Below are 17,570 nucleotides of genomic sequence, written 5' to 3'. Positions count from 1 at the left end.
TGTCTATTTTTCTACCTTCTCAAATAGTCAAAGTTAAACTTAGATAAATTCCGTAGAATTTATCATGCACTTCTTTTTGTAAGGCCGAGCCTGTAGAAATTTGATCTAAAGGTTTGGAAATCTGATTTAGGAATAGCGCATCGCCTGGGGCTCCAGGAAAAACGTTCCCATTATAGTTATAACCGGACACTTTAGAGATCAATTCCGTATATTGGAATCCTAATGTATATTTTAACCAACGGTTTCTGAGCAGGGAAAGACCAAAATCGATCTCATATCCGGTCCTACTGAGCACGTTTTCTTTTAGCCCGCCAGGAGGAGAGGTATCTAAAATATAAGGGCCAGTTATTCCGTTCAGAACTCCTTGAGTGTTTCTATTATAATGTCCTAAAGTCCTAAAATAATCCGCTTTAAAATGTCCAAGCAGGAATGCGTTGAAATTTTTGAAGATCCTAACTCCAATCTGAGGACCTAGTCCTCCCGCTTTTTCTTCCGATTTTCCGAATCCATAATTTCCCGGGATTACTCCATATTCGCTCGAAATAATATCCAAATTTCTAGCTCCTACTGCGAAGCCGATCCTTCCGGTTGCTGTGTGCATATACCAAGCTAAGTTCAAAGAATAGTCCAATCTTCTGTATTGAACGGAATGATATTGGACTGGAGCTAGAGCCGACAATACTGATGCAGTATCTACAGTCGTATAAGAAGGTCTGATCTTTAGATCCAAATAATTGAATTCTATCCCGAAGGTTTTAGCGGTATTCAAATAGGAAAGTTTGATAGGGAATGCAGTCTTAGTATTTCCTTGAGGGCTGGAATAACTTGTGATGCTGTCATTTAATAAGTTCGGATTTACACCTGCGCCTGCAGCCGTGGTCTGGGCGTTTTGGTAAGCTCCAGATGCAGATAAGATCGTATTATAGTTATTTACGCCGATATTCTTTTGTCTGGCTAAAACCTCCGATTCCCAAGTCGACTGTAATGCTGCAAATTGGATATCAAAGGTAGGCTTATTATAAGGTTTGGATAATTCTTGATCATGAAGCTCGTTTCGAACGTCTGCAGCCTGTTTTCTTTTTTCGGCTGCGAGTAAGGCGAGTCTTCTTCTTTCGGCTTGGACCTGGGATTTACCGGCTTGGTATTCCAACTCGTCTGCTTCTTTTTCCAAGGCTTCCGGATCCGGTAATTTACCTTGGGAATATACGGGACCGGAAATAAATAAAAAAATGCCTAAGAATGCGGCTGCGGAAAGTTTCAGGAAAGTCTGCAAGGTCTACCTCTAAGTATTTCGCGTGGCTTTGTAAACGGAAAGACTAAGTATTTTGGACGCAAGACTCCAATTCTTTTTTATAGAAAGAATGAAAAAAGGGAGGAAGTATTTTCCTAAAATCGAAAGTTTTGAGGTATGCCCTTCGACTTTTCGGACGAATACAAGGAGACCATTCAAAATATTCTCTCAGATCGGTTCTCCGAGATTTCTAAGATCTATGATCTAAAAGCAAGGTCCAAGGGAGAAAGGAAATTTCTTGAGTTTCAATTAGAGTTCAAAAAGGACATCCATCCTTTGGAATATCCTAAGATCTTGGAATCTTTACTAGACGATCTTAAACAGGAATTCCCTTATACAGAGATCATCATCTATCCAAAGCAAGGATAGGCCCAAAATCTTTCCTTAGATCTACTCCTTCTCTCAAATCAGGTTGCCAAACCTAATTCAAAATCGATCCTGACTCAGATGAAACCAGCCATTTGTGTATTCTGCGGTTCCAGACCTGGTAAGGAACCTCGTTATCTCCAAGCCGCAGTATTCTTAGGTCACTTAATGGCCTCGGAGGGAATCGGGTTGGTTTATGGAGGAGCTACTTCGGGTTTGATGGGAGCGGTAGCTGATTCCGTTTTAGAAAAAGGCGGGTCCGTAATCGGAGTCCTTCCTGAGTTTCTTACCAATAAAGAGATCGCTCACAAAGAGATTACTGAACTCATCCTAGTTCCAACCATGCATGAAAGAAAACTTCTCATGTACGAAAAATCCATCGCATTCATCGCTCTGCCAGGAGGGATAGGGACCTTAGAAGAATTGGTCGAAGTTACTTCTTGGAATCAACTTGGAGTTCTTTCCAAGCCGATCGGAATACTGAATGTAAACGGCTTTTTCGATCCTCTATTGCAGCAATTGGATCATATGATAGAAGAAGGATTTTTAGATTCTCAGACCAGAGAATGGATCGAAGTTAGCGCCGATCCGGAAGAACTTTTCGAAAAGATTATCAAAAGAAGTAGGATCTAATTACTTTCCTTCTTCAGGATTCAGGAATTGTTTAAATATCTGATGTAAGGCGGGACTTTCGGAAGCCTCTGCAATAGCTAAAGGAGAATTTCCTTCCTTGTCCGTGGAATAAGGGGAAGCTCCATTCTTTACTAATAATTCTATCAGATCTGTTTTTCCGGATTTTACGGCGAGTAGCAAAGGTGTGCGGCCAAGCATATCGCGAACTTCCGCTTCGTAACCGTTGCTCAGGATTTTTTCGACAATATCAGTTTTACCTTCGGAAGAAGCTCTGAATAATAACGCGATCGTAGCCTTGTTTATTACTTTTAAGGTATGATGGAATTTCATCCTGTCCGCTTCTTCTTTGGCTGTTTTACCGCTTAGGTTTTTGGCCAAGGGATCCGCTCCCAGATTCAGTAGTCTTTCCAGACATTCCACACTATCGTACAATGCCGAAAGAAGAAGAGGTGTATTTCCATCTTGGTCCTTATTCTCCAATAAAGAACGTACTTCTTTGTTCTCCGAGAATAGGTCTAATATTTCATAATCATTATGTAATGCAGTTAAATGAAGAATAGTCCGACCTTCGGAGTTTTTCTTTTTAGGATCCGCACCTTTTGACACCAGATATTCTGCGATCTCTAAATGTCCCATATCCACTGCGAGTAAAAGAGGAGAGTAACCTTCTCCATTTCTGGATTCTATGTCTGGAGGATGATTTGGTAGATCGAACAAGATCTCTACCAGCTCTAATTTGCCGGAACTGATCGCTCTAGTCAACGGAGTGTTCCCATCCATATCTCTTAGTTCGGGATCCGCGCCATAATCCAAGAGTATGGTTGTGAGTTCAGCATTCTCAGATTCCAATGCGAGAAGTAGTGCTGTCTCTCCTCTGGAACTCGTCTCATTCGGATCGGAGCCATATTCTACTAAAAGATTGGTGGCTTCTTTATTTCCTTCTTTGATGGCCCAGTATAAAAGTCCGCACCCGTAAGAATCTCTTAGTTCGGGAAATTCTTCTGCGAAACCGTCTCTTGTCGCCGCCTCTGATAATAAGGCGCGAAGGGTTCCATTGTTTCCTGTTTTTACTGCCCGAAAAAGATCGTTCCAGTCCACGCCTGATTCTCCAGGAGGTAATACAATCCCAAGGTCGTTAGAAAAGAAAGCGGTATTCCTATTCCAACTAGGGAAACGGCGAGTCTAGGTGAAAGTCCCCATTCAGCTGCAAGAAGACTTCCCGTGATCATGGGCGCCATTGCAGATTCCATAATCAGTATTTTAAAATTCCTGAAAAAATCCGAGCCTAGATTCTTTTCGGAATAATGGAAAAACGTTCCGAAACAAAGCCAGACCAAGATGGGACCTATGATCAATTTAAATACTAAGCCGAATAACAAAGGAATTCTTATCCTAAAAGAATTGTCTGATTCTCTCTTGGGATTTTCGGCATTTCGATCTTCGGAATTGATTCGAATGGTCCCGGGAAGTTGATATCCGACTGAAAAAAGAGCCAATGGGATCAGAGTATCTCCGATCCTTGAAATTGCGGATTCCAGCTCAGAAGGAACAGAAAAAGGACGAGAAGCAAAGGAAACCAATAACGCAATGAAGGGAGGAAATGTGAATAATGTCTTCCAAAGAGAGGATTTGGTTTCCGAGTTTTGGAGCGCATGCCTTGCCTTGGTTCCTAAATAAGTCCCAGGAATGGCAAGAGTCAGAAATGTTCCAAGCTGGTCTATGATGAGTACTGTGGGAAGTCCCTCTTTAGAGTAATAGGATTCTATGAGCGGGATGCCTAAAAAGGAAGTGTTACCCAGTCCTGCGGAAAGACAAAGACATACGATTGTGCTTTCTTTCCAATCCAGCAATTTTCCAAAAAAGCTGAAAAATAAAAATCCGAATCCAAAAAGCACCCAAGGCATTACCGCAAATGTTAAGAAGCTCCCATCCAGAGAGGCATGACGCAGAGGTACGAACTCCATACAAGGAAGAGAAACGCTAATGATAAATGAATTGATAACTTTATGAGAATCGGAAGGGAATTTTCCTTTTGTCCGGATCAATATCCCGAAAAGAAAACAAAGTCCGATTACTATAAAATTAGACATGGATCGATCCTTTTCACCCGAAAGCGGATTTAGGTCAAGGAAGGATTTGCAGGGATCTTTCTCCGATCTCTTTTTCTTCTAGATAGAATTTGATCTTATACTTTCCGGTGCTCAAAACAGGTTGTATTTCCCAGGCTTCAAAGTTGATCCCTCCCGGGACCTTTTCTTGAAAAGTAAAACTCGTCTTTTTGGTTTTTAAAGAGATGAACTCCGCTTTAAAAGTATAAGGTCCGGATTTATAGATCGGGATCGAAAGATAAAATTTACGTTTTGCCTGAAGTTTATCGGGACAAGAAGAAGGTTTATCCGGGTCCGGGATAGAATGACTGATACAAAATTCTTCCACATTTGTTATCGGAAAACCGGGGGGAGTTTTTCCATCCGGGGTCCAGTATGCATTCTCCTCGCTTAAATATTCTTTTTCTTCCGATTCCGTTTTGAATAATGTAGCAAAACTTTTTTTTCTCCGGTTCTCTTCCGGTTTATAAACTTCGAAATGTAGATGTGGTCCCGTGCTAAAACCGGTATTCCCTGAGAGTCCGATTTTTTGTCCTGCGATTACTTTTTCTCCAGCTTTTACAAATACACCTTTTGATTTTAAGTGTCCGTAAATCGCAACTGTTCCGTCCAAATGTTCTATTACTATACGGTTAGCTTTATCTATGAGTTTAGGATCCCTTCTTCCTTCCGTAAATTTATCTTCCGTTTCTACTACGATACCGTCTCTTGCCGCTAAAAGAGGAGTTCCTTCCGGAAGAACAAAGTCCAAAGAATAAGCTCCTCCACCTTTATGTTCTTCTCCGCTATTGTAGCCTACAGAAATCCAAGACTTACCTTCGTAAGGGAGTGTATATACATAAGTGTCATCGTGTTTTGCGGATAAGTCTCCATAATACGCAACTGCTAATACAGATACGGATACCGGGCTTTCCATGTTCTCATTCTTTTTGAAAGTCAGTACTTTTCTTTTTTCACGATCGTTTAATACGAACGAGATCGGGCCCTGAGGTTCTGTTTCTATATTAGAACCTTCGATCGAAGTATAGACAGTGATATGAGTTCCAGGAATTAGATTTTTGGCTTGGAGATGGACGGAGGTTTCTTCGTTTTCAGTTTCTATTGAAGAGCAGATATTTTTTTTATCGCAGTTCTGAGTCGCATCCGAGAATACAGGACAGAGCCAAACGGATAATATGAATGCTGTAAAAGTCCGGATCATCGTATTATAAGATCGGATTTTTTTGAGAATAAAATAGCCCGCTGCCGGAATTGAACCGGCGACCTTTTCATTACGAGGGAAATGCTCTACCCCTGAGCTAAGCGGGCAAACTTTAACGATCTCCTCTGGCACTGCGGAATTCTTTTACCATCAAAGATGTGATGCTGTCAAGAGGTTTCACTTGTTGTTTTAATTCCGGTGTTTCATGTCTGTCCGAGAAACTATAGCAGGAATTTCGGACACCTTTGTCTTTCATCCACCAATGTCTTCCGATCTCTCTTCTGGATTTAGGATCTAAGTCGCCTTGATACATTCTATATTCGTCCCATTCAGGCGGGAAATTTCTTTCCTTTAGGAAGAATGCATAAGCAGAAGAAAAACTTTGGGCGGCGTTTTGTAAAAGTTCGTTTATATGAAGGCAACCTATAGTTTTGTCCTCGGGAAATTTTCTCATAATTTTATTATAAGACATATCTTCTCCGATGAGATAGGAATACGATTTGATCGCGTGAGGACAGGTTTCGTAAGGAACTCTATCTTCCTCTACATCCAAGTCCATAATTTTCATCGTGGCTAAGTTCACTAACATGTATAAAGTCATGTCATGATAAGGATCTCTTTGGCTGACTTCTATTAGACAGCTCGGAGGACTTTCTTCCGGGAACCAATAGTATCTACTTTCGTATCTACGCTGGAAACCGCAGTCTTTGTATCTGATCTTTTGTTTTAATTGGGAAAGCGCCATACATTCTCCTGGTTCCTTTTTTTTCCCAAGAGATAGACCTGAAAGGATTTTACCGTGTTTTGATTTGCTTTTTTACCGTTCTTACCTATTCTTCTACCTACTTTACGGATTTTGGGATGGGGTCGTTTTTTCAGGATAAGGTTTTTTTAGTCACAGGAGCGAGCTCCGGTATAGGCAGAGCGCTTGCTTTAGAGTTGGAAAAGCAAGGCGCTTACGTGGCGGTGATTGCAAGAAGGAAAGAGGCTCTCAAGGAATTGAAAAAATCCGCGTCTGATCCGGATAAAATTTTTGTTCTACAAGCGGATGTAATGTCCGAATCGGAATTAAAAAGAGCTGTCGATGAATTTAGAAAAAAATTCAAGAGAGTAGACGGCTTCATTCATAGTGCGGGAGTTTCTATGAGAGGAACTGCCGCCGAAACGGAACTTAAGGTTTTTCACATTCTAATGGATACGAATTATTTTCCATTGGTTATCTTATACGGTTTGTTGGAGGCGGATCTACGACAAAGTGAAGGACATGTGGTAGCGGTATCTTCTTTGTTAGGAAAGTTTTCCACTCAGTACAGATCGGGTTACGCAGCCAGTAAACATGCAGTCCAGGCATTCATGGATAGTATTCGTTTGGAAAATGATAAGACAGGTATACACGTTATGACTGTTTTTCCGGGTATAGTTAAAACTGATATTTCGATTAAAGCGCTTTCCGAAGACGGGTCTCCCCATGGAATAATGGATGAAAAACAGAAGAGGGGATTAAATCCGCATACCGTCGCTAAAAAGATACTGAAAGGAATTGAAAAGAGAAAGAGAGAAATTTTTCCTTCTAAGTTTGGGGAGAAGATAGATCTCATGCTGAGTAAGATCTCTCCTAAAACCCTGGATAAAAAACTTCTTAAAACTAAGGTGAATTAAAATACTTATTCAGTTTTTAACTTCTGTGATAAGCCTGAGACCTGCTTTTCTATCATTCAATAGATTCGGAATTCCACCAAAGTCTCTTGCATAAGCTTTAGCTTCTTCTTTGGTTCCAGAATAAGAGCCGCCTCGGATCACCCTCAGATGTTTTCCATATCTTCCTGAGTTCGGCCTGTGTCCAGGATAAGGGATATAAGGAGAGCTGGTCCATTCTGCCACATTGCCGCACATTCCGATCGCACCATAAGGACTTTGGCCTTTGGAAGGAAGTTCATATACGGAGACAGTTCCCTTACTTCCACTTTCTCTGGTATTGCATAGCGCCGAGTCGAATTCGTTTCCGAAAGGGTAGTCTTGTGGTTGGGAGATAAATTCGTAACTCTCGTCTTTCAATAATCTCCAGACAAGTCCGGTTCCTCTGGCGGCCTTTTCCCATTGCCATTCGCTAGGGATCTTTTTTCCGGCCCATTTGGAATAAGCTTCCGCTTCTCTATAAGTTAAGTTAGTAACGGGATGATATTCTTTTCCTCTCGGAAAAATTCCGTTTTCCCAATGAGGAGGAGGTGGGGTTCCAGTCTCCTTTAGAAATTTATTATATTCTTTATTTGTGACTTCGTATTTATCTATATAAAAGGAAGAAATTTCTTCGAGACTGCTTCTATCAGGTGTTCCGAATTTCGGATTATAACTATCGTCTCCCGGATCGGAACCTTGTCCATATAGGAAATATCCCATATGCTCGTATAAGATCCGCCCGTTGGATTCGTAACCTGTATGAACAAGTACCATTTCTTTTCCGTCTTTCGGATGAAGAATTGTCTTAGCTAAATGATTTCGTACTATGTCCGTGGCATCGAATTTAGAAGGATCTTGGTAGAATGTTTCTTCTCCGTAAGCGCCGATCAAAAGTCCAACGCTTATCAATTTGGCGGGCTTACCTTCCATCACCGAAAAACTTCCTCTGAGTTCTATGGAAACCGGTTTGGTAAGTTTTCCCACTTTCCCGAATTCCACTTCTATATTCTCTATTTGGAAGGAGCCGATTTCTTCCATTTTAGGTTTTCTGAATAAAGGTAAGCTCGATTTTTCACCGAGTATACTTCTGATCTCTTCTTCCGAACGTTCTGAAAAGTATGAGTTCCTACCTATCTTGATCTTTGCCTTTCCTTTGTTTCTATAGACGGAAAGAACTTCTCCCGTCCAAAGCACTGCCTTTCTGGTGTCCGAAGATTTGGTTTCCTTTTCTTCTTGGCTTGTCCCGGTTCCCGAAAATAGAAAAAGAAAACAGAATGAGATGAATATGATAACTCTGGTCCTGGGCATAGAAGAGTGAGGTCCTCTAAATTCTAAGATCGGCAGAAATGCGGTTTTTTGGAAGGTTTTTTATAGCCTTAGGATACTGCCAGGACGATCTGGATTTAAGCTTTGGACTTAGGGAAGAGAGTATTTCCGGCTTTTCTCATTACATGGATCAGTTCTTCGAATACTATTGGTTTAGAGATATAATCGTTCATTCCAGCCCGTAAACATAGGTCTCTATCACCTTGCATTGCAGCGGCAGTCATTGCGATGATATAAGGTTGAGACTCCACGGACCAAGTATTTCGGATGACTTGAGTTGCTTGTAGTCCGTCCATCTCAGGCATATGAACGTCCATAAAGATCAGATTGATCTTTTTTTCTCTAAGAGCGATCAATGCTTCTTTTCCATTCGGAACGATCAACGGTTCGTATCCTAATTTTTGGATAATTCTTTTTGCGAGGGTTTGGTTGATCTCGTTGTCCTCTGCCACCATGATCTTAAAAGGGAATTGAGAGCTTAGTATTTCTTTTTGCCCGGCGAGGTAAGAGGATCTTGTATTCGCTTTTGCCTTACTTCCTCCTTCCGCTAAAATTTCAGTCACGATCCTTTCGATATCTTTTTTCTTAACGGGCTTACTTAATTCTCCTGCGAATAATTCTCCTGCGATCTCCTTATCTTTAGGGTCCAGGAAAGAAGAAGATAGAAGCACTAATGGGAAATGAAAATTTCTTTTGCGCATCTCTTGGGCGATCTCTATTCCGGTGCTCCCCGGTAGATTATAATCTAATATTCCCAGGTCCGGCATGATTTCCAGATCGAGTAGATTCAACGCCTCTTCCTTTGATTTAGCGGAGAAAGTTATAAGTCCTAAAATCTGCAGTTGATACGCAAGTATCTTGAGGTTTGTAGGATTATCATCCAGTATCAGTACTTTTTTATTTTCTAATTCTGAGTTTGCCGCTTTTTCTTTAATCTTTGCCTGGTTGTTTCCTTCTACCTGAATATAAAAGGAGAAGGTCGTGCCGACGTTCAATTCACTTTCTACCCAAATGATCCCACCCATCATTTCTATCAAACGAGAAGAGATAGAAAGTCCAAGCCCTGTTCCTCCATACTTTCTGGTGGAAGATGTATCCACTTGATAGAATGGTTGGAACAGTTCCTTTTGTTTTTCGGACGGAATTCCGATCCCGGTATCTCTGATCGAAAATAGGATCGTATATAGTTTCCCTTCCAATTTGGAAACTTCTGCGGATAAAAAGATCTCCCCTTGTTCCGTGAATTTTAATGCGTTCCCGATCAGATTGATAAGAATCTGTTTTAATCTTAAGCTATCGCATAAGATCCTGTCAGGCACGTTCGGATCCAGATAATAGACGAGATCGATCTGCTTCTGAGCAGCGCGGGATCTGAATAAGTCTAAAACTTCTTCGATAGTTTCGATGACGGAAAATTCGCGGATTTCGAGAGACAGGGTCCCGGATTCAATCTTAGAATAATCCAAAATATCATTGATGATATTGAGCAGGCTTTCTCCACTTTTTTGGATGATCTCGGCATATTCTTTTTGTTCCGTATTCAGGTTGGAATCTATCAGAAGTTCAGTCATTCCAATGACTCCGTTCATAGGAGTTCGGATCTCGTGGCTCATCATAGCTAAAAATTCCGATTTAGCGCGGTTTGCCTTTTCAGCTTCTTCTTTTGCTTTTTTGAGATCGTGTTCGTAGTTTTTACGAACGGAAATATCCGTGAATAACCCGCAAACCGAGTAAACTTCTCCCTCTAAATCCACCAAAGGAACAATCACACAATAGAAAGTTTTTTCCTCTTCGGAAACGACTAGGTCCAATTCAAAATCCAATGGACCTTGTTTTTCCAAAGATTTTGCGATGATGGTGGAAATGAATTGGGCCTTCTCGCTTCCGAAAAGATTTTCGAGGGCCATGTCCTTTCTTTTGTCTTTATTTTCTAAAAATCGATTTGCAAATACCTGGTTGTGGAACAGCGTTCTTCCTTCTAGATCCATCATACAAAATGCGGAAGGCAGATTGTCCAAAATGGAAAGAAGCCTGGACTCACTTTCGATCAATCTATCAGTGATTCTTCTCTTTTCTTTGATGTCTTTTTGGACCGCAAAAGAGCCGTAACCTACAACCAGAAAAGAAAGTATAACTAAAGTAAGCAGAGAATAGGCAACTCTAGTCCCTCTCAAAGAATTGGTAGTATTCCTTTTATTCAGAAGTCTCAATTCCTCTTCCTGCATATTGTTCAGAAGTTCCGCTATTTCTATCAATATGATCCCTTTTTTGGATTCGAAAGAGCCTGGTCGTTTTTCTGTGGTTACGATCAGGTTGGAAATGGCCAGGATCCGCACTTGTTGGATCTGATTGTCCTTGGTAAGATTTTTTAGGATCTTGATTTCGTTCTTTAAGTTGGAGAATAAGGATTTTGTATTTTCGGATGCAACATCTGTAGTATATGCTTGGGCGATCCCGATCTCTCTAGTGATACTCTTGCATTGTTCTATCTCGTCTATGACTGTAAATGTATGCTCTATTAAAACTCCGGAGTCCTTCAGCTCTATCATTCCGTACAGACTGATCGAACTTGCAATGATCAATAGTAAGGTAAGGGAGAAGAAGCCGATCAGCACCTTCCATTGTAAAAAGTGGGCTTTCTCTTTGATCTTTTCTAAAAGGAAAAATTTCATGAAGGACGTTCTAGTAATTTCGAACCATAAGTGATTTCAAAAAGGTTTCCAAATTTATTACACGTACATAGGCCTTTCAACAAGCTTTTTTCGGGATTTTGCCGGCCCCATCTTGACTGGATCGGGCCAAAAATCATTTTGGTATTCTAATAAACGGTTTTTTCCGGATTCCGATAAAGAAAGCCGGTAAAAATCTTGTACCTTGGAGAGCTATTCCTTAGTATGAAATCCGTCGTTCATGAAATTTATCTCTCTGTTTCCGGAGAAGGAATTTCAACAGGCTTGCCTACAATTTTTGTCCGATTCGCGGGATGTTCTCTCAGATGCGGAATGGACGGAAATCGAAAGCTTTGGTGCGACACTCCGTACGCTCTTTCTCCGAATGCGGGGAAACAAATGGAATTAGAAGAAGTGATCTCAAAAATAGGATCCATTTCTTCTTCTCCAACACAAATTCTTCTAACGGGCGGAGAACCATTAGAAAATTCGAATAGGATTTTCAGCCAAACATTGGCGGAAAAATTGAAACAGTCCAGACAAGTTTCGGGGATGTATACGAGGGTGAGGGTGGAAACGAACGGGGCGGAGCCGATCTCCAATTTGGAAAATATGGTCTTTACCCTGGATTACAAACTTCCCGGTTCCGGAATGGAAAACAAAATGATCTTGGAAAATTTGGAATTTGTCCGGGATAGAAACGATAATTTGGATGAGATCAAATTCGTAATTAGAGATAGAAAGGATTTCGATAGAACTTTGGAAGTTATAGATCGGTTTAAATTAAAGGGAAATCTTCTTGCTTCTCCCGTATTCGGAGAACTAGCTCCCGAAATCCTTGTGGATTGGATCAAAGAAAATAATAGAACGGATCTGCGTCTTTCTTTGCAGACCCATAAATATATCTGGGGAGAAAAAAGGGGAGTTTGATCTTGGACTCTACTTTGCAGCTCAGTCTAGATTTCGAATCCGATTCCTCAAGCGGGTTCAGAGGGGATTCCTGTTATCTCAAGGATGAACCGGAATTAGGAATTGGAAGGATAGAAAGTTCCGACTCAGGAAAATTCCAGATCTATTTTCCGTCTTCCGACACCAGAAAGACCGTATCAGAAAATTCCAACAGACTAAAAATTATAGGTCCTTATCCGACTGCATTTACTGAATCTTTTGCGGATCCTGAGTTGCTAGACTTGAGCTTACAGGCTTTCGAGTTAAAACTGACTCATGCGTATGACAAACTTTCCGCATTATCCAATTCCAGGACCAGACTTCTTCCTCACCAGATAGAATCTACTTTCGTGGTTGTGAATTCTCTTAGGCCTAGATTTATTTTGGCCGACGAGGTCGGACTAGGTAAAACGATAGAAGCGGCTCTAGTCATGAAAGAGCTTATTTTTAGAAGAGGATACAAAAAGGTTTTGGTCGTGGCACCTTCTCCTCTTCTTGTCCAATGGAAACAAGAATTAAAGAATAAATTTAACGAAGACTTTGAGATCGTCAAAAGAAAGAACTTCTTAGTTAGCGGAGAGAAGAACTGGAAGAATTTTAAACATGTGATCACTTCCGTAGACTTTATTAAAAATCCTAAATATGCAGAAGAGATCCTAAAAACAAAATGGGATATCGTTGTCTTTGATGAAGCTCATCGTTTAAGAAGGGATTACCATAAGGTAACAAGAGCGTATTTATTCGCGGAGAAGATCGCAAAAAAATGTGAATGTCTGCTTCTTCTTACTGCAACACCTTTTAGGGGAAAATTAGAAGAGCTTTATTATCTAGTCCATTTGGTCGATCCGAATTTGCTCGGGCCATATCATACTTTTATAAACGATTACGTTCTAGGTAATAAGAGCGGATTAAAGGAAAAGATCTCCAAAGTTCTTTTAAGACGTAGAAAAGTAGAAGTAGGCGGATTCACTAAAAGATTCGCCAAAACCGTAAAGATAGAATTGTCCGACGTCGAAAGACAATTCTACAACGAGACCACTGAATATGTACGACGAGAATACAATCTCGCGATGAGAACCCAAAACAGGGCTATCGGATTCGTGATGATAGTATTCCAGAAATTATTGGATTCTTCCGTATTTGCACTTTTATCGGCACTTTCCAAACGTAAATTTATGTTGGAGAATCGCCTGCATCGTTTGCAGGCAGTCGGTAACAAATTAGAAGAATGGGATCTGGACGAAACAGAAGGAGTCGAAGACTTTGTTTCCGATCTAGATGAGTCTGCTCCTTCCGATCTTGCAAATCTCAGAAGAGAATTATTGTCCTTAAACAGGCTGATCCTTTTAGGAAAAAAAATCAAAGAAGATCGCAAGAGCCAAAAACTGAAAGAGACAATCGCAAAACTCAAGAAAGAAGGACATCCTAAGTTTATAATATTTACTCAGTTCAGAAGTACACAGGATTTCTTAGCATCTACTTTATCCGAATACAAAGTCACATTATTCCACGGATCTTTGAGTGCGGACGCAAAAGAAGAGGCAATTTCCGAATTCAGAAAGACCTCGGAAATATTGATCTGCACGGAAGCAGGTGGAGAAGGTCGTAATCTTCAGTTTGCGAACGTTCTATTCAATTACGATTTACCATGGAGTCCTCTGAAGATCGAGCAAAGGATAGGAAGGATCCATAGATTCGGCCAAAAGGATAATGTATTCATTTTTAACTTTGCTTCTAAGGACACTGTTGCAGAGAGAATATTAGAAGTTCTATCCAATAAGATCAGGCTTTTTGAGGAATCTATCGGAGGTTCTGATGAATTACTAGGAGCGATCGAAGACGAATTGGATTTTCATTCCAGCTTCATGAGATTCGTTACGGGAAATAAAAAGTTAAAAGAAGTCGAAGAGGAGATAGATCAAAGGATCAGGATCGCTAAAAAAGGTTTCGAAAAATTAGGGTCCTTAGTTACGCCGAAATTATTGGATTTTAATCTAGAGGATTATTATAAAACGACTCTCCAAGAAAGATCTTTCACGAACCAACACCTAGAGACATTTTTCGTTAGATACGCAAAAAAGTATTCCGATCGGCTGAATTTCAAACTCAAAACTTTAAAACCTCAGGTTTACGAGTTGGACGGAGTCAATTACAAAGGGAAGAAGGCTACATTCAATTCTGAACTCGCACTCGCAGATGACGGATTGGAATTTTTGGCATTCGGCCATCCTTTGATTGAGGAAGCTGTCCAATCCTTTCTGAAAGATAGATCCGGCTGGAAGGTCGGGTTTTACAGAGCCTCCGGCAACTTCTTATACTTCGTATTTATAGTAGAATTCAAGTTTTCTTTAGACAGAAAAGAATTGTTCGTGGTGGAAGTAAACAGACGAAGCGGAAGCTCCAAGGTATTAGAAAACCTTCCTGAAACCGTAAGAGAAAATCGATTTAGATCTTCCGAAACGGAACTGCCTGGCGACACCGAAAAATATTTCGTGATCGCTTGTGAGACCTTAGAGCTTGCATTAGAAGATAGAAAAAAAGAATTATACGAACAAACCAAAGACCTTTTCCAAAAGGAAGAGTATAAGATCCGAAACAGCAACCAAAACACTCTTCGTCAGTTAGAAGAAAAACTGATGAGACAAGAGGCCGCTTTCAAATGGGAAGGAAGACCGGAAAAAAAATCAGCAATGAATCGAACTAAAAACGAGATCCAGAAAGTAAAAGAGGATTTTGAAGTAGAATTAAGAAAGGTAAAGGTCGGAAAAGAAATCCACCACCGTTTCGAACTTTTCCAAGCCTATCTTCCGGGCTCGGACTGAGCTATCTAAAGAGTTGTCCCAAACATCCTATATCTCCGTTTTTACTGCTGGACACTAGCCCCCTCTATCCGCTTTTGTTAAACTACTCCGCCAAATATTCGGCCTTAGGAGACAGTTTACGTGAAATTATCCCTGGATTGGATCAACGATTTTACCCCGATTAAGGAAGTATCCCTCGAGGATATTCTGAAAAAAATTGCAGCTTCTATATGTGAAGTAGACGGGGTCGAAGATTATTTTTCTCATTTGGAGAAGGTCGTTTTAGTAAAGATAGAATCCTTAGAAAAACATCCTCAGGCGGACAAACTCCAAGTCGCTCAAGTGTTCGATGGAAAAAATAAGATCCAGATCGTTTCCGGTGCCCCAAATTTAAAAGTAGGGGACTTGGTTCCATTGGCTATTCCGGGTGCGGAATTAGGAGATAAAAAGATCTTAGAGTCCGAGCTTCGTGGAGTAAAGAGTTCGGGAATGCTTTGTTCCGAAAAAGAACTGGGTCTTTCAGAAGAAGATGCGGGTGTTATGGTCCTGGATGATCCGGAAGCTAAACCCGGCCAGAATTTAAGAGAGTATTTCGGGTTCAGGGATACTATTTTAGATATTGATAATAAATCTATCACACATCGTCCGGATCTATGGAGCCATTTCGGATTCGCAAGAGAACTTGCAGCTCAATTAAATCTACCGATCAAGTTTAATCCTTTGGAAACCAATTGGGAATTTTCCAAAGATGTGACTTCTCCTAAAGTAAAAGAAACAGAATACGCGCATTCTTATTATTCATCTTCTATTGAAGGAATTCAGATCCAAGCTTCAAATAAAATTGTTCGTTCCCGTTTGAAAAAATGTGGGGTGAGAGTGATCAATAATGTTGTGGATGTTTCCAATTATTTATTATTGGAAGCAGGACAACCTACTCACTTTTTTGATTTTGACAAGTTGTCCGCGCAAGGCGGGATCGAATTAGAAGTGGATTATGCGAAGAAGGACGAAAGCTTTCTTCTTCTAGACGAAACTTCTCCCAAGCTTGATCCGGAGATACTGATCATTCGTAACTCTAAAAAAGGTGTCGCGATCGCAGGTGTTATGGGCGGTGCGGATACAGCTGTAGATTCCAATTCCAAAAAGGTAATTTTAGAATCCGCGGTTTTCCCAAGAGAGTTCGTTCGTAAGTCTATTCGAAAGACAGGAATTCGTTCGGAGTCATCCGTTCGTTATGAGAAGGGTCTCGAAGCGACAACCACTCTGCCTATTATCAAAAGAGCGCTAAATCTATTAAAAGAAAACGGATGTCCTGATCTAAAAGCGAGTTTGCCTTCCGGATACATTCGTACCGCGGATAAAAAAGTAGAGATAGAAGTCAGCTTAGGTTTTTTGAATAAAAAACTCGGAACAGAGATCGATCAATCTACTTCCGATAAAATCCTAAAACAACTATCTTTCTCCACTGAATGGAAAGGAGATACTGTCAAGGTTCTTGTTCCTAAATACAGACATAATTATGATATTACTATTCCGGAAGATATAGTTGAAGAGATAGGTCGTACATTAGGATACGCGTCTATTCCGGTTCGTCCGTTAGCTTCGGATGTAAAACCTCCTACTCGTAACTTCTCTAGAGAGCTGGAAAAACATCTAAAAAGGGCCTTTTCACAAAACCTAGGATACAACGAAGTATTCAATTATTCTTATGCTTCCTCCAAGGATAATTCTTTCGAAGAAGAATCAAAAGATTCCATTAAGATCCTAAACGCAATGCCGGACGAACAGGCGTATTTAAGGACTTCCTTATATCCTTCTCTTTTGAAAAATATCAGGCTCAATGCTGATAGGTTCGAAAAATTGAAAATTTTCGAACTCGGTCGTACCTATAAAAAAGCGGAAGAACCTTTTAATGAATCTAAATGGTTTGTTTGGGCTGTTTCTTTCGGTAGGAAGTCCAACGAAAAGGATCTAAACGTTTTAGAATCCGATTTTCTTGAGACCAGGACCGGTGTCGAAAAAGTATTAAGGCATTTAAACTTAAGAGAGATCGAATGGAAGATAGACGAAAAAAGCTATTTCCATCCGAAAGCCTCTCTTTCCTTATTTGTTTCCGGTAAAAAAGTCGGAGAGTTAGGATACGCTCATCCTGCTGCATTGGATACTGCGGACATTAAAAAAAGGGTCATTTTAGGTAGATTTGAATTCGCTTCCTTATTGGAAGTTTGGAGCCAAGATAGAAACAAAAATTATTTCGTTGCTCCTTCTCATTTCCCTCAAACTGAGATCGATCTTTCTTTGGTGATGGATCTGAACGAATCTTCTTCTAAGTTCAGCGATGCAGTATTAAAGGAAAAACTCCCTGAGTTGCAGGATGTAAAAGTTACCGTTGTCTTTACCGGCGGAAATCTTCCGGAAAACAAAAAGTCCGTTTCTTATAGATTTAAACTTTTAAGCCAAGACAAGAACTTAACTCAAGAAAGGATCAAAGAGATCACTGATCGTTTGATCCAAATTGCGAGTTCTTCCGGTTATCCTCTTCGATAAACT

13 protein-coding genes and 1 tRNA gene are annotated in these 17,570 nt (G+C 40.5%); 6 read left to right on the top strand and 8 right to left on the bottom strand.

The features are described from left to right. Nucleotides 1–19: 19 nt before the first annotated feature. Entirely contained in the window at nt 20–1,273 is a 1,254-nt protein-coding gene (locus LEP1GSC185_RS01780; protein ID WP_008590945.1) for an LA_2444/LA_4059 family outer membrane protein, read from the bottom strand. Nucleotides 1,274–1,408: 135 nt separating this feature from the next. Between LEP1GSC185_RS01780 and LEP1GSC185_RS01775 the strand changes: the two genes are divergently transcribed. Both LEP1GSC185_RS01775 and LEP1GSC185_RS01770 read left to right on the top strand, forming a co-directional pair. Next, nucleotides 1,409–1,660 (top strand): cation transporter dimerization domain-containing protein, encoded by a 252-nt coding sequence (locus LEP1GSC185_RS01775; RefSeq protein ID WP_008589443.1) that lies wholly within the window; start codon nt 1,409–1,411, stop codon nt 1,658–1,660. A 69-nt stretch (nt 1,661–1,729) separates the two neighbouring features. Further along, on the top strand, nt 1,730–2,290 hold the full coding sequence (locus LEP1GSC185_RS01770; RefSeq protein ID WP_024863962.1) for an LOG family protein: 561 nt from the start codon (nt 1,730–1,732) through the stop codon (nt 2,288–2,290). On the opposite strand, the gene LEP1GSC185_RS01765 is transcribed toward LEP1GSC185_RS01770, so the two are convergent. From LEP1GSC185_RS01765 to LEP1GSC185_RS01745, 5 genes are all read right to left on the bottom strand, one after another. Beyond that, nucleotides 2,291–3,388: an ankyrin repeat domain-containing protein gene (locus LEP1GSC185_RS01765; protein ID WP_008589967.1), complete on the bottom strand. Its 1,098-nt coding sequence runs from the start codon at nt 3,386–3,388 to the stop codon at nt 2,291–2,293. Beyond that, nucleotides 3,358–4,380 carry an AEC family transporter gene (locus LEP1GSC185_RS01760; RefSeq protein ID WP_008590518.1) on the bottom strand — a complete coding sequence of 341 codons (1,023 nt, stop codon included), beginning with the start codon at nt 4,378–4,380 and terminating at the stop codon, nt 3,358–3,360. Before LEP1GSC185_RS01760 ends, LEP1GSC185_RS01765 begins: the two co-directional genes overlap by 31 nt. A gap of 34 nt (nt 4,381–4,414) precedes the next feature. Continuing rightward, entirely contained in the window at nt 4,415–5,599 is a 1,185-nt protein-coding gene (locus LEP1GSC185_RS01755) for a M23 family metallopeptidase (RefSeq protein WP_008590115.1), read from the bottom strand. 35 nt (nt 5,600–5,634) lie between these two features. Further along, nucleotides 5,635–5,706 (bottom strand) — tRNA-Thr (locus LEP1GSC185_RS01750). A gap of 5 nt (nt 5,707–5,711) precedes the next feature. Beyond that, nucleotides 5,712–6,344 (bottom strand): DUF2889 domain-containing protein, encoded by a 633-nt coding sequence (locus LEP1GSC185_RS01745; protein ID WP_008590271.1) that lies wholly within the window; start codon nt 6,342–6,344, stop codon nt 5,712–5,714. A 116-nt stretch (nt 6,345–6,460) separates the two neighbouring features. Between LEP1GSC185_RS01745 and LEP1GSC185_RS01740 the strand changes: the two genes are divergently transcribed. Beyond that, entirely contained in the window at nt 6,461–7,258 is a 798-nt protein-coding gene (locus tag LEP1GSC185_RS01740; RefSeq protein ID WP_010514665.1) for an SDR family NAD(P)-dependent oxidoreductase, read from the top strand. Between the two features lie 9 nt (nt 7,259–7,267). Here the strand turns inward: LEP1GSC185_RS01740 and LEP1GSC185_RS01735 are convergent, their stop codons facing one another. Both LEP1GSC185_RS01735 and LEP1GSC185_RS01730 read right to left on the bottom strand, forming a co-directional pair. Beyond that, nucleotides 7,268–8,584, bottom strand: a complete 1,317-nt coding sequence (locus LEP1GSC185_RS01735) for a formylglycine-generating enzyme family protein (protein WP_008591335.1) — start codon at nt 8,582–8,584, stop codon at nt 7,268–7,270. 95 nt (nt 8,585–8,679) lie between these two features. Continuing rightward, on the bottom strand, nt 8,680–11,274 hold the full coding sequence (locus LEP1GSC185_RS01730; RefSeq protein WP_008590248.1) for a response regulator: 2,595 nt from the start codon (nt 11,272–11,274) through the stop codon (nt 8,680–8,682). 222 nt (nt 11,275–11,496) lie between these two features. Between LEP1GSC185_RS01730 and LEP1GSC185_RS01725 the strand changes: the two genes are divergently transcribed. From LEP1GSC185_RS01725 to pheT, 3 genes are all read left to right on the top strand, one after another. Then, nucleotides 11,497–12,201: a 7-carboxy-7-deazaguanine synthase QueE gene (locus tag LEP1GSC185_RS01725; RefSeq protein WP_008591595.1), complete on the top strand. Its 705-nt coding sequence runs from the start codon at nt 11,497–11,499 to the stop codon at nt 12,199–12,201. Nucleotides 12,202–12,203: 2 nt separating this feature from the next. Next, the gene (locus tag LEP1GSC185_RS01720) at nt 12,204–15,041 is read left to right on the top strand and encodes a DEAD/DEAH box helicase (protein WP_008590552.1); all 2,838 of its coding nucleotides are present in this window, start codon (nt 12,204–12,206) and stop codon (nt 15,039–15,041) included. A gap of 120 nt (nt 15,042–15,161) precedes the next feature. Further along, complete coding sequence (gene pheT, locus LEP1GSC185_RS01715; protein ID WP_008591287.1) at nt 15,162–17,567, top strand: phenylalanine--tRNA ligase subunit beta; 2,406 nt, start codon at nt 15,162–15,164, stop codon at nt 17,565–17,567. Nucleotides 17,568–17,570 lie beyond the last annotated feature (3 nt).

Origin of the sequence: Leptospira licerasiae serovar Varillal str. VAR 010 (assembly GCF_000244755.1) — a bacterium.
Classification (GTDB): domain Bacteria; phylum Spirochaetota; class Leptospiria; order Leptospirales; family Leptospiraceae; genus Leptospira_B; species Leptospira_B licerasiae.
The sequence above is the reverse complement of the archived record's forward strand: the minus strand, read 5'-3'. Positions and strand labels throughout refer to the sequence as shown.